Source organism: Microcoleus sp. T3_A4, from assembly GCF_036700465.1.
Classification (GTDB): Bacteria; Cyanobacteriota; Cyanobacteriia; order Cyanobacteriales; family Microcoleaceae; genus Microcoleus.
Map to the genome: position 1 here is coordinate 40,069 of NZ_JAUBOY010000028.1, position 13,384 is coordinate 53,452.

General features: G+C 47.5%; 13 protein-coding genes. 3 read left to right on the plus strand and 10 right to left on the minus strand.

The window, feature by feature from the left end; genetic code table 11:
* Positions 1-15: 15 nt before the first annotated feature.
* From QUA07_RS16925 to QUA07_RS16940, 4 genes are all read right to left on the minus strand, one after another.
* Positions 16-942 carry a hypothetical protein gene (locus tag QUA07_RS16925; protein ID WP_333327044.1) on the minus strand — a complete coding sequence of 309 codons (927 nt, stop codon included), beginning with the start codon at positions 940-942 and terminating at the stop codon, positions 16-18.
* Positions 842-2,593: a ComEC/Rec2 family competence protein gene (locus QUA07_RS16930; RefSeq protein WP_333327046.1), complete on the minus strand. Its 1,752-nt coding sequence runs from the start codon at positions 2,591-2,593 to the stop codon at positions 842-844. The genes QUA07_RS16925 and QUA07_RS16930 overlap by 101 nt, the downstream gene beginning before the upstream one ends.
* Before the next feature lie 215 nt (positions 2,594-2,808).
* Positions 2,809-3,288, minus strand: a complete 480-nt coding sequence (locus tag QUA07_RS16935; RefSeq protein WP_333044165.1) for a DUF4079 domain-containing protein — start codon at positions 3,286-3,288, stop codon at positions 2,809-2,811.
* 699 nt (positions 3,289-3,987) lie between these two features.
* On the minus strand, positions 3,988-4,326 hold the full coding sequence (locus QUA07_RS16940) for a DUF1815 family protein (protein WP_015176985.1): 339 nt from the start codon (positions 4,324-4,326) through the stop codon (positions 3,988-3,990).
* A 156-nt stretch (positions 4,327-4,482) separates the two neighbouring features.
* On the opposite strand from QUA07_RS16940, the gene QUA07_RS16945 reads away from it, so the two are divergent.
* Entirely contained in the window at positions 4,483-4,611 is a 129-nt protein-coding gene (locus tag QUA07_RS16945; RefSeq protein ID WP_333327048.1) for a hypothetical protein, read from the plus strand.
* 32 nt (positions 4,612-4,643) lie between these two features.
* On the opposite strand, the gene radC is transcribed toward QUA07_RS16945, so the two are convergent.
* Positions 4,644-5,375: a RadC family protein gene (radC, locus tag QUA07_RS16950; protein ID WP_333213130.1), complete on the minus strand. Its 732-nt coding sequence runs from the start codon at positions 5,373-5,375 to the stop codon at positions 4,644-4,646.
* A gap of 122 nt (positions 5,376-5,497) precedes the next feature.
* Complete coding sequence (locus QUA07_RS16955) at positions 5,498-6,121, minus strand: excalibur calcium-binding domain-containing protein (RefSeq protein ID WP_333327050.1); 624 nt, start codon at positions 6,119-6,121, stop codon at positions 5,498-5,500.
* A 1,040-nt stretch (positions 6,122-7,161) separates the two neighbouring features.
* Here QUA07_RS16955 and QUA07_RS16960 point away from each other — a divergent pair.
* Positions 7,162-8,178 (plus strand): succinate dehydrogenase/fumarate reductase iron-sulfur subunit, encoded by a 1,017-nt coding sequence (locus tag QUA07_RS16960; RefSeq protein WP_333327052.1) that lies wholly within the window; start codon positions 7,162-7,164, stop codon positions 8,176-8,178.
* A gap of 94 nt (positions 8,179-8,272) precedes the next feature.
* Positions 8,273-8,461, plus strand: a complete 189-nt coding sequence (locus tag QUA07_RS16965; protein WP_333051883.1) for a chlorophyll a/b-binding protein — start codon at positions 8,273-8,275, stop codon at positions 8,459-8,461.
* Between the two features lie 238 nt (positions 8,462-8,699).
* On the opposite strand, the gene QUA07_RS16970 is transcribed toward QUA07_RS16965, so the two are convergent.
* The 4 genes from QUA07_RS16970 to QUA07_RS16985 all read right to left on the minus strand — a co-directional run bounded on the left by QUA07_RS16970 (position 8,700) and on the right by QUA07_RS16985 (position 13,362).
* The gene (locus tag QUA07_RS16970) at positions 8,700-9,320 is read right to left on the minus strand and encodes a pre-peptidase C-terminal domain-containing protein (protein ID WP_333327054.1); all 621 of its coding nucleotides are present in this window, start codon (positions 9,318-9,320) and stop codon (positions 8,700-8,702) included.
* Between the two features lie 191 nt (positions 9,321-9,511).
* Positions 9,512-10,963, minus strand: a complete 1,452-nt coding sequence (locus QUA07_RS16975) for a trypsin-like peptidase domain-containing protein (protein ID WP_333327056.1) — start codon at positions 10,961-10,963, stop codon at positions 9,512-9,514.
* A 109-nt stretch (positions 10,964-11,072) separates the two neighbouring features.
* On the minus strand, positions 11,073-12,197 hold the full coding sequence (locus QUA07_RS16980) for a redoxin domain-containing protein (RefSeq protein WP_333327058.1): 1,125 nt from the start codon (positions 12,195-12,197) through the stop codon (positions 11,073-11,075).
* A 355-nt stretch (positions 12,198-12,552) separates the two neighbouring features.
* On the minus strand, positions 12,553-13,362 hold the full coding sequence (locus QUA07_RS16985; protein WP_333327060.1) for a Ycf66 family protein: 810 nt from the start codon (positions 13,360-13,362) through the stop codon (positions 12,553-12,555).
* Positions 13,363-13,384: the final 22 nt, after the last annotated feature.

Consider the following 13,384-nt stretch of genomic DNA (forward strand, 5'->3'; position numbering starts at 1 on the left):
CCAGATTGTAAATCTTTATAAAAAAGAAGTTTGATTTTCTTCAGATTCCAGAGTGGTCTTAAATCCCCCTGCTGGAGTCCACTGGAGGGCTCCGTCGCGGCCTGTCCAGAATATCTGGGCTTTGCTTTGGCGCAGTTGGGCTGCGGTTTCTGGGTCTATTTCGTTAGCAGAGGCGATCGCCACTTGTGGCCCCACTGCGCTTAATAACTCAGCCGTCAGGGCTTTTCCTGACCACCACAGCACTTGAGCCGGCTTCAAGGTTCCCGTTGCTGCCAATTTTTTTTGCACTTCCGGTGTCATTTCACCGACGAGCAACCAAGTTCGATTTCCCACCAGGAATTCTACCACCGGAATCTCCGCATTCACGAACTGCAACCGCGTCGAACCCAGATCAACTGTACTGTTAGTTTCTAAAGGAAAGTAAACGCCTTGGCGAGATTGCACAGCCGTCATAAATTCCTGATTGTTGCCACGGTGAATTTGTTTGGGAGCGTTGTTATCATAAAATGTTTTAATTGGCAAGCGTTCTAGTAATTTTCCCCAACCACCGCTCAAACCTAAATGACCGTGAGAGGCGATCGCAAAATTAACAGAATTAACTCCTTGCTGCTGCAAAAAAGGCAACACTGTAAACCTTACGGTATTTTCATCACCGCTATTAATTAGCGCCACTTTTCCCCTATCTTGAATTACTAACACTGGTTCGCCAGATGTCGCCAGCAAAGTAACTTGAAATAAAGAGGATTGAACGTGCCAAGCTGGCAAAACTATGATACTTATTCCCGCCACCAGCGCCAGCGGCAAAATCCAAGCAGATGAAAAACTCGGCAGCGACACAACTCTACTTTCTTCCTTCTTCCTTCTTCCTTCTTCCTTCTTCCTTCTTCCTTCTTCCTTCTTCCTTCTTCCTTCTTCCTTCTTCCTTCTTCTTTCTTCCCCCAATCCAAACCCAGCAAATTAAACTGTAAAGCGCGATTAGCTGAAATACCGATACTTGACCGACAGCTACCGAATTACCGGGTAATTGCGAGAAATATTGGGCGATCGCAATTAACCCCTTTGCCGGATAGTCCAGCAGTTGTGCTAAAACACTGCCAGCGGGCGGAAAAATCAATCCAGCTAAAGCGCTAACCATCCCCCCAATACTCAAAATCCACAGCAAAGGAGCCGCAATAATATTGACTAAAATGCTGTAAGGTGATACCACACTAAAAACGTAAAGTAACAGCGGCAATACCCAAACTGAAGCGGCGATCGGAACCACAAGAATCGAAGCGATCGCGGGTGGCATCCAGTCCAACTTTGCCATCAGTGGCGGCGTGGTCACGATTAACCCCAAAGTCGCCAAAAAACTCAGTTGAAAACCTAAATCCCAAATCCACAAAGGGTTAACCAGCAATAAAATAGTAGCAGCGATTAACAGCAATCCCAGCGGCTTAACTTGGCGGCTCAGCACCAAAGCAAATAGTGTTCCAAATCCCATCAAAGCGGCGCGGCATACTGATGGTTCAAAGCCAGTTAGCCCCACAAGCAAAAATAAAGCACCGACGCCAAAGCTAAATTGTAATTGTTTGGAAAAACGCCTGGTTAAAGCTAGAACTAAAGCCAAAACCATCGAAACTTGAGTGCCGGAAGCTGCGATCGCGTGGGCTAATCCAGCCTGCACAAAATAGTCGCGGATGTTGTAAGGTAAATCTACTGCTTGTTTGCCGAGGGCGATCGCACTGATTAAGGGCCCTTCGGGAACATTTAACTGCGATAGTTGCGATCGCACGATCCGCTGCCGCATCGCTTGAATTTTCGATGGCTGCATCCCGCTGGGCTCCAAGAAAGCAGCCGTTTGGCTGTTAACTCGATTTACATCGGCGATCGCATTTTCTCTCCTCCAGTCGATTTGACGGCCTTTGAGCCCTACAAAAGCCCCTTCTCTGGCTAAATATGCTTGAAAATTAAAAGCCCCTGGATTCGACGGTGGCTGCGGTTTGTACAAGGAGCCCACAACTGCGATCGTATTGTCGGCGTACAAACCCGTTGCTTGCAGCAGAGGCAGTGTAACGTAGAGTTTGCCGGATACTGGGCGGTTGACAACTGCTCCTCCCTCGCCGCCGTTGATTTCGCTAACTAAATCTGTTTCTAGCCAAAATTGCGATCGTCCCGATCGAGTCAATCGAGGCGTACTGACAACTCTACCGCGAACTGTCACTGCCACTTCTTGAGTGTTCCCGCCAGCCGGAATCAGTTTGCTGATGTCATCTATTGCCGGTTGGGGCGATCGAACTGCAAAATAAACACTAGCTAGAAATGCCAGCAAACCCGCAACTGCCCACACCCATTTCGCTCTCGGCAGCATCTCCAACAAACTCAACTCTTCCCTCGCATCTAAGGGTTCTTCCAGAGCATTTTCTTTTTGTCGGCTGCGTCTTTTCTTAGTAATTTTGACAGAAGTTTTAGTAAAATTTCGCAACAATTTCGGCAGGGCGATCGCCACCGCTATTCCCAAAGCAAGTATCGCGTATCTACCCCAAGGAACCGCTGTAGAAATCAATCCCAAAATGTATGCAAGACAGAAGATGACACCCGTTGCTTGATTCATTAATTAATTAGCAATTTAGAGGGGGAATATTTCAGGGAAAACTATGCGGAACTTAGGCACTCCTTACCAAAGAAACCGGGTTTTTCAACCGGGATAAATGGCTAAAAGCCGTGTATTTCGATAAAAAACCTGGTTTTTGGCTACCGATGCGTAAGTTATGGCAAAATTTCTTTCCTTACATTCTTTCCCTTCCCGTTCCCCTTCCTCTTCCTCTTCTAAATAGACAGCCCCAATTTTAAACCGAAAGCCGCGTGCAGCACCATAAGTGCAAGGGCCGTCGTGCCTAAATAAGCGTGAACCGCGCGCAGTGCCAGCTTATTGCCTCCAAAACCAGTCAGCGAAATCAAGCTGCCAACAGCCAGCAAAACCAGCACTGCCGAACCCGTCCAAAAATGCGGACTTTCCATGACTGGCTGGTGCTGCATCACCAGCGACAGCAAGCCGCCTGTATAGCCCAAAGCTAGAAACAGAAACATCCACGGTGCAAGCTTGCGGTGATCCGAGCGACTTTTGAGTGCGACATCTTTATCGGCGGCCAAACGTCCCTGCCATCCCGTATACCCGACAAAACTGCCCATCGCCACAACCACTATTCCCATCATTACAGGGTGTCCCCAATGGGTAATTGGTTCGGGAATTCCCAGACTGCGAAATTGACTGGCGATGGGTTCTAGTAGTTCGCTTAAATTTACCATTTGATGCAGACTCCAAACTGGGCGATAAATATTTTAGGACTAATCATTAAAGTATTATAAAATTAGTTTAGCAAGTGCGAGCGTACACTTCCAAGAGCCGTTTAACCTAAAAGCCAAACATTGGCTAGAAGCCTAGATATACGCAAAACTTAGCCGGCCCAAGCCGGCTGTGAGATGTTTTACAGCAGTGATGCTGCTTCAAGTTAATTATTAGCCTGATAGGCTAAATCTAAGAGCAAAAATAAACGCCATTCGCCCGCACATCACACCCCGTGGGCTGCCTTTTGCCCAATCTTCACAGCCTCATCCTCACTCTGGATGTTAAATTTTACCTGCCTGCTTAAAGTTAATTTCAATTCCTTGACTTTTGAATGCCAAAGTGAGAAATTAACATCGCAGCCGACGAGCCGTCGCACTTCTCAATTTTGCTAATCGCTCTCAAGGGAGAATCAACTGCTGAAAAAAACTAGAGGTTCCAAGTTTGAGACTTCTGGCATAAAGTATGCCGTCTGCCCAGGCTCACTTCGATCGACTGAGCGCTAAACCGTCTGAAGGTACCCTGATAGCACCCTTGTCTGTTGAGCAGCCATCGCTGTGCACCTAAATGAACCCTCTCAACTAACTCGCTGGGGATTCGGTTTTAGCAGACAAGCAGCCACTTTCGTTGTCGCCTTCCTCGGAACCGTGCAATCGCTACACTCACTGGGCCGTCGCTAAAGTAGCTTCCGAAGGTTGGATTTGATACTTTACGAGATTTGCCAGTTCTTGTAACTGATTAATCGCTTCTGCACCTTCTAGTTTCATGAGTTCGCGGTCGTCCCGCATCTCAGTCCAAGTGATACCGTAATCTGACACTAAAAATCGAATCAGATGGTTGTCCGTCAAACTGACCATAAATGAGGCACTGTTCATCTGACCCCCGCAAGTGTAGCAGGATGCCAGATAACCCCGATGCTCTAGCACGATCGCTAAAGCTTGGAGGTTCATTACCAAATCTTGAACGAATTTACGGTGTTGTTCTGCAAGTCTCAGAAACACAGTTCTCCTCCTATCACCACACCGTGTATTTTACATCCCATTTAATAATTTCTTAATAAGTGGGTCTTTAGGTGCTGGTTCAGTATACGTTTAGTATGCTCAAAAAAAATCGGATTAGCGACCTCTTCAGCCTACCTATACTAGATTAACCGAGTTGTGCTCGAAACGAAGTATCAGCAGCGACATTCAGCCAAAACAGGCTCTCGCGGGGGACTCCAGCCGGAAAATTTGCCTGCTGTCAGAGCTGATTCAGCCGTCAGAGACCCCAAAGATACAAATAACTAATGATAGTAATGAAATTAGTTAAGTATAAGAGTTCAATCGCCCTGGGGATACTCCTCCCAAAGCGTCGTCGTCTGCCGCAAGCTCCGAAAATCGCCATTCCCCAAAATCAAGTGATCCAGTAGCGGAATCGACAAAAACTGCGCTCCCGCCAGCAACTGCCGCGTCAAAGCAATATCCTCCGGGCTTGGTTCCACAATCCCGGAGGGGTGATTGTGCGAGATAATCGCCCGCGTCGCCCCCTGGCGGATCACCTCGCGAAAAATATCCCGTGGGTGAGCCAAAGTTTCCGTTGCTGTGCCGATCGTAATTACCTGAGTTCCCAGCAGCCGATTTTTCACATCTAGCAGCACCACAGCAAAACGTTCCTGAGACTGCCACATCAAATCCTGACTCAGGGCATCAGCCGCCGCTTGCGGAGAGTCAACCACAGCCATTTCCGGCGGCCGCGACTGAAATACCCGCTTCCCCAACTCCACCGCAGCCAAAATCGAAGTCGCCTTAGCAGGGCCAATCCCGTGAATCTGCGTCAACTCCTGCACGCTAATGGTGCGTAGCACAGCCAGAGCATCACGTTGGTGCAAACTCAACTGATTTAAAATATACTGTCCGAGCCCGACGGCGGAAAGTTTGCCGGGTCCCTGACCAGTACCCAGGAGAATCGCAATCAATTCCGCAGTCGCCAAACTTTTTGGGCCGCCGGCCATCAACCGTTCCCGTGGCCGTTCACTCGTTGGCAAATCGACAATTCTCAAGCTGTAAGTCATAGCTGCACCCGCACCGCAAGCTCAACAATTAGACAATTTTAGCCGATCGATTTGCGTTCTTCAATTCGTACAATCACCCAAAAAAGCCTCGATCGTTAACCGAGGCTGTTGGCAGATAAAATCTAAGGCAACGTTTCACAAGCGATCGAGTCTCGATCTCGATCGAGCTTAAACGGATCGCCCGGATATGCCTCTAACACTCGCTGCGCTTCGGCTTGAGTCGCAAAGTCAGAACAGTTGCAATCCGAGTTAACGCAACTCGGAAAATCGGCACTTTTAACCTTCTCTTTAGAAGACTCATAAATAACTTTCTTGGTATCTTCCTTTGGCTGCTGTGCATCAAGAGCAATCTCTGCGGTTCGCTCAACAGATTTGGCTGAAGATGGCAATTTGCGATCGGACTCTGGTTTGGCAAGTGCAGGTGTGGCAGTAGAAATGGCAGGTTTCGGTTTTGGTGTCGGCGTTTTCACAGCTTCCGGCTTGGATGTCGGCACTGCCGAAAGCAGTGACGGCTTAGCGGTTTGAGAGGATACTAGCGGATCGCTTGGGGCCGGAAGCGCCACTGAAACTTCCTGAGACGGAGGGGGCGCGGTGACGCCAACAAGCACAAACGAAGCCGCCATCAACCCGCCGTACATCGCGATCGATCGCTTGCGGGTTGGTGCGCCCACCCATTTCGGATTAACAATACCCAGAAAGAAGGCCGGGATAGACAATAGAAAGCTGAAGACGAAAAAATTAAACATAGCGATTTTTAGTAGCAGTAAAAAAGAGAAGTCATCCAGGACGCAGACACCCGGTTTCTTTTACCAAAATCCGAGGTGAAGCACGAAGGATATCTGTTTAAAGAACCTGATTTATTTAATTTCTGTGTGTAAGTCCTGAGAAGTTAACTTCCTTATTTATCCGCAGGCAAACTCACAAATCCCTATGATTTAGGAAGTAAACTAGAACGTTGGAGAGCCAACCCTGGTGCAACCGGGTTTCTTAGTCAGTCCTGGGCACACTAAAAGACCAAAAACCCGGTTTCTGCGTCAATATTTATTCAAAAAGCGACGAGTTGTGGAAAAAACCTGTTTTTTTGCATAAGTCCTGTTAGGGTTTTTCTCCTTACTAAAGCCACGATTTTTCCCTACAGTTTGCGATCGCACTCCGACACCTATAAACCGGGATTTTTAATTGCAGTAAATGAGTAGAACCAAGTATTTTTCTTAAAAAACTAAGTTTCTCGCCCCAACCGGGCGTAAGTCCTGGTAAAATTTCTTGTAATGGTGTCAAAAAAGTGAAATGCATACCCAGCTACCTTCAGCGCAAAGGTGCGCTTACCCTAAATTCTGGCCATTCAGTTGAGGCCAGCAGCCCCGATGAAACTGGTTGTGGCGCCTTAGGTGCTGTAACCCCAAGCAAAACGAATGAAGCTGCCATCAAGCCGCCGTACAAGGCAGTTGATCGCTTGCGAGTTCCCAGTCCCACCCATTGAGGATTTAGCAGACCCAGACAAAAAGCCGGTGTGGAAAACATGAAAGTTAATACAAACAAGCTGGACATCACACACCTCCGACTAGCGAATTGCAGCGATTAATTACTTTTATCTCCAATTAATAGCTCACAAATCCGCTTAAAAAAGTGGTAATTTAGGATTTATAACTTGAGAATTATTGATGTTTATCAAACAATAATAAAATTTTAAAAATCTCTTACTTTAGGTAGTTGTTAAAAAAAAAAGAGCTTTCTAGAGAAGCCAAAAATTTAGCTTAAAATAGACACTAAATTCCTTACTCAAAATATGAAAGTCCGCTTTAATGTAGTGCGCCAAAATCAAAACGAGGCTCCTCGGGTTCACACTTACACCCTAGATGTGGAAGAGAGCAATACCATCCTAGACTGCCTCAACAGTATTAAGTGGGAACAGGACGGCACTTTAGCTTTTCGCAAAAATTGTCGCAATACAATTTGCGGCAGTTGTTCTATGCGAATTAACGGTCGCTCAGCATTAGCTTGCAAAGAAAATGTAGCCAGCGAACTGGCAAGACTGCAAAAAATAGCTGCTTCCAGCTCAGCAGAAATGCCTACTGATTTCATCCCAGAAATCACCGTCGCCCCAATGGGAAATATGCCGGTCATTAAAGATTTGGTTGTTGACATGAGCAGTTTTTGGGACAACCTAGAAGCAGTTGAACCCTATGTCAGCACCGCCTCGCGAGCAATTCCAGAACGCGAATTTCTGCAAACTCCAGAAGAGCGATCGAAACTCGACCAAACCGGCAACTGCATCCTCTGCGGTGCGTGCTATTCTGAGTGCAACGCCCGCGAAGTCAACCCGGAATTTGTCGGCCCCCACGCCCTCGCCAAAGCTTACCGCACGATCACCGACTCCCGCGACAGCGAAACCGAAAATCGGATCGAAAAATACAACGAAGGCACCGCAGGTGTCTGGGGATGCACCCGCTGTTACTACTGCAACTCGGTTTGTCCGATGGAAGTTGCGCCGATGGATCAAATTGGTAAGATTAAACAAGAGATTCTCGATCGCAAAGATGATCAAGCCAGTCGATCGATCCGCCACCGCAAAGTCTTAATCGATCTGGTCAAAGAAGGCGGCTGGATAGATGAGCGCAAGTTTGGGATCGAAGTAGTAGGAAACTACTTCCGCGACGTTAAAGGTTTGCTGAGTCTGGGCCCGTTGGGTTTGAGAATGATCGCTCGCGGCAAGTTCCCGCTGTTTTTTGAACCTTCTGAAGGTACCGAAACCGTGCGAAATCTGATCGAATCGGTTCAAAGTTTAGAAAAGTCGGCAGATTAGCGATCGGCTGTCCTTTTCCTGGTAAATTACAAGTTGTGCGATCGCAAAGCTTCCCAAAATTCATCACTCAAAACACGAAACTCAAAACTTTTAAATGACTGCTAAAACTCCTCCATCCCCAAAACCGACAACCCCAAATACCCCAAAACCAGAACCAGCCTTTGGATGGAATGCCTACGCCGAACAAATCAACGGACGATTTGCGATGGTGGGGTTCGTGGGACTTTTGCTGCTAGAATTCTTCACCCGCCAGGATTTTTTTACCTGGCTGGGCCTGCGTTAAATTAATCAAAATCAATTAAAAATGGAAGCTGAAAATTTATCGATATTTCAGCTTCCATTTAATTCTTAAGAGTTATTTAAAATAAAGTTTATCAAATTAGAAGTACAAAATTATAACATATATAGTTGCATACAAACATATAATTTTCCCAAGTTAATAGTAGTTGCTTGTAGTGCGATCGTCCTTGAATTATAGGGACACGGCATTGCCGTGCCCTGACTCCCAAGTTTCGTTCAAACTAATTTCCAGTTGTTTCACGGACGGTCAAACTGTACTTGCCTCTACCTTTTGGAGGCGGCTCGTAAGCATTGACAATGACGCGATAGCGACCATTCGCAGACAAGGTAACAGAAATCTCTGAATTGGAATTTTGCTGCGTTGCATCATCATTTTCTCCAAGTAGCTCGCCCTGGGAGTTGAAAATAGCGAGATAAGTATCAAACTCGGTACTTTCTACGGTAATAATCACTTTCTGACCCTGAGTGCCTTCAAAGGTATACTCGTCGTACAAACTGCTGTCTGAGGGCAGTACAGAAGACTTAGCAGGGCTGAGTTCTCCGTTTTGCTCTAAAATGATTTTAGATGAACCCGCATCAGGACTCGGCCGAGGTTCTAGAGTAGGGCTCTGAGTTGGCGAACTTTGTGGTGATGGCGACGGGTTGGGACTTGCTTGAGCTAAAACACCCTTTTCAGCAGGCTTCCCATCAGTTAAATTTTGAGGAAATTCTGCTGAAATGAGGGTGGAACTACTGTTAGCAACTCCACCTAAATTTGAAACTGGCGGCGAGACAGTCGGCTTGCCAGAAAAAGTAGCTACCAGAGCAATTGGCGCGATCGCCCACAATCTAACTTGACGCATGAATTACCTCGGTTTGCAACGAAGAAGGAAGGAAGAAGTCAGTAGTCAGTAGTCAGTAGTCAGTAGTCAGTAGTCAGTAGTCAGTAGTCATGAGTTATTTGTTAGGTGCTACCCATGCCCAATGCCCCATACTTCGACTTCGCTCAGCACAAGTGCTCAATGCCCAATGCCCAATGCCCAATGCCCAATTTTCAACGGACTGTTAGAGTATAACGACCCCGGCCCGCAGCATCGTAAGCATTGACAATTACGCGATAGCGACCCGTAGCGGGCAAAGTAACGGTCAGAAACGCATTTTTAGTCGAATCGCTCTCATCGTCATTTTCTGCCACTAATCGGCCGTTAGGGTCAAAGATGGCCACATAGGGATCGAAATCTGTACTTTCGAGGGAAATGGCTACAGACTGACCCGATCGACCTTCAAAAGTATACTCTCGATACAGACTGTTGTCAGACGGCAATACTGGGCCGCCTGCGACTAAAGCGCCTTCTTCTTGCAAAATCGCCCGAGAAGGCGCGGTAGGAGCACTCGCTTTCAGTTCTAACGTATAAGCCCCTGACTGCTTAGCTTGGTAGGAATTTGCAACTAACGTGTAAGTCCCGTCTGCTGGCAGCCTGACTGTAATTCTGGCGTCTTTACTGCCTGCCCCGTCATCGTCTTGGGCGATTTCGCGCTGGTTGGGCCCGAGCAAAATTAAATAAGGGTCAATTTCTTGACTTTTCATTTCTATTGTGATTTGCTGGCCCGCTTTTCCCTCAAACGAGTAGAGATCAAAAAAGCTGTTGTCGGTGGGCAGAACGCTAGACTTCTCGGTGAGGAGGCCGCTAACGGCGGGCCCGTTTAACGCAACTTTTTGAGGTGATTTGTTGCCACCAAAGGGCGATCGGGCTTGAGCCACGCGGGGAGCCCGCCCTTCTCGCACTGCTGTCAGGAAAGCGGGTAATTTGTCTGCGGAAATTGCAAAACCGATACCGATATTACCTCCACCCCGACCGCGAGTAAAAATAGAAGTATTGACGCCGATTAATTCTCCTGAACTATTTAGCAGCGGGCCTCCTGAATTGCCGGGATTGATGGCGGCGTCGGTTTGAATTAAGCCCCGCTGCTGGTCGATGCGGCTGACGATTCCGACTGTAAAAGTACCTTGAAATTGACCGAATGGATTGCCGATCGCAAATGCTTGTTGCCCGACTTTTATCGAACCGGGACGGGCTAAAGGAATTGTGGGCAAATTGTTTTGATTGCGAATCTTAACCACGGCTAAGTCTAGACCTTCTTCCCCGAATCCGACCACATCGGCGACAAGTTTTCTGCCGTCTGACAAAATGATATTGACGGTACCGCCTGCCGAAACAACGTGGGCGTTGGTTAACACCATGCCGTCGGGGCTGATAATTGTGCCACTGCCGTTAGATTTATCTGTATCGACTGTAACAACGGCCGGACTAGCCTTTTCGTAGACTCGAATATTGGTTTGTTCTTCGACAGTTTGGGCGATCGCACCCTGGGAATGCACCGAGTTAAATTCCGTTAAATCTGTTGATTGCCGCACAGGGGATGTCGTAACAACCGCAGTAGCGCTGGTTGCAACCCCAACCGTTAAAATTCCCGATACTGCTAAACTTAGAAGTTTGAAATTCATGGCGATCGATTATTATTTAGCTATCGGTAGCTAGGAATTAGGTTTGGTGGCTAACCGCTAACTACCTTTTCTAATTATTTTAAGACTTGCACCACGGTAGTGACATTCCTCACGCCGGTTCTCCAATTCGGGAATCTGAATCAGCAGCTAAATACTTAAAATTAGCTTGTCGTACCGCAGCATCCTCATTGCCGTAGAAAAAAGACAGCAAAGCAAAGCGCTGGCCGCTAATCACTGGCGTCGCTTCATGCAGCAAAGAACACGAAAAAATAATCGCCGTGCCACAATCGCCTTTATAACCGTGCGGCGCGTACTCTGGAAACCGTAAAAATCCCCCCGTGTACTCTCCCACATTCAAGTTTAGCGTCATCGCAAACCTGCGGTGCAGGGTAGCTTTGCTAGTGTTGTCGCGGTGTGGGCGAAAATAACCGCCGCTGTCAGCATCGTAACAACCTATCAAGTACCGTTCAAACCTGGTAATTGTAAACTGAAAAGCTTTTTCTACTTCCGGCCGCACCCGGCGCAAAATAATCGAATTCAATCGCTGCTGTAACTTCGGGTCTTCAATAAAGAAATCTCGGCGCTTCTTGAAATTCTCGTCGTGAATGCCAAGAGTTTTCCCCTCCACTTGCCTCATAAAGCCGGAAGGACTGCCACCGTGAGTTTTGTACATATCGATTAAACTGCGGCAAGAGGCTTTGTCCAAAACATTAGGAATTACCAACACCGGGGCGTGGCGAGTGGCTGATCGGGCTTCCTCAATTGGGGGCAAACTTTTGAGAAAATCTAATACTTGCTGGGCGTGTTGGTGCGGTTCGCCCATCGGCAAAATATTAATTACCTGAAGGTTTTCGTTGAGTACAAAAGTTTGGGGTGAATAGTGAACTCCGGCAACTCCATTTTCTTCGACCTCTCGGAAAACACCGTACTGCTGACTGACTTTTTTGTCTAAGTCCCAGAAAAATATGAATGACGGAGCAATTGTTGTTGGTCTGTTTTGTTCTTTGTCTGCTGGGTCAACGCTCACTCCAAACCTGGGTACTTGCAAGCTTTGGAATTCTTCTGAAAGCTCTTGAAACCTTTTGAGGATAACTTGGATTTGTTCAAAAGCTGCGCTGGCAAAGAAAAACAGCACGACTCGCCGACCGCCAACAGTAGGGAAATGAAATAAGGGGTTATTTGTAGAAGGAACGGAAAACCAGGGAGCCGGATCTCCTATTTCGAGTAATGGCATCTTGCTGATTTAAGATTTGGGATTTTATATTTAGATTATGATGCGGTCGATTAGTTCCACAGATTCGGTAGGTTAAAAAATGTTTTGAAAAAAAAATTAGCTTTTATATCATTTCCGGTTACACCGGAATGATGTTGACTGTTGACTGTTGACTCAAATTTACTATTCCGATGCTAACGGATTTGATATTAGTTGTGTATCTCTCTGTTTGTCTGGGATTTCACCCTCGCACTTTACAGTCTTTTTAATCACTTTCATATCTGAGAATAAGTAGATGGGCATCAATAAACGCAATTTATTTTTTTGCCTGCGGGCACGAGAAATGTTTAGTTTCACCCATCTACTTAGTGTTTGCCTATTTGTCGAAACTGGGGGAATTATCCGGTTGGTCTTCCGGGTATTCTACAGGTCGATACTCCACGTAATCTGACGGGGGTGCTTCCACGTCGCGGTTGCTGGGGCGAGACCTGGATGATTCCGTAGGACGGGGTTTTTTGGTTCTCGGCGGCGTATCGGAACTGCGGTTTTCCGAAGCTGGGGGGCGACTGCTGCGGCTGCGGGTCGGTCTTTCTTCGGGGGTGTCTGACACGTCCCAGTTGTCAGACTCTTGGGCAGGCGGGGCTTCTGGGCGAGAGGGACGTTTGCGCGAGGATCGATCGGGCGAGTCGGGCCTGGAGGTGTTAATGCTGCCGTTGCGATTCGAGGGGCGGCGGCGGGGTTCGTCGTCGTAGGCTTCCCGAGAGGAACGGTAGTCTTGGCTGCCTCTAATCCGGGGACGCTGCGGATAGTCTTCCTCTGGTTCTAGCTGTTCCATTTCGGCATCGTAGCCGTCGTAACCGTAAGCGTTGCTGACCGGTCGGTCTTCATCTACGTATTGGGCGCGAGTTTTGGCTTGGGCTGTGGTCGCTCCTCGCAGCTTGATGCTTTCTGTTGCAAAAAATATGGCGGTACCGCTGAGCAGAAATTGACCGAATGCCAGAATTGGGTCAAGCCGCCATCCTTGAAATAACAGAATACCGCCGCACAGCAGGCCGACTGCTGCAAAAAAAATATCGTGGTCTCGGGCTAGTTTGGGACGCCACGATCGCAGAAAATACAGTCCTGCCCCTGCTACTGCTAGGATAATCCCTAACAGGCTGCTCCAGTTCAATCCTAAATTGACCATTAGCCTATCTCCTATGTCTTTC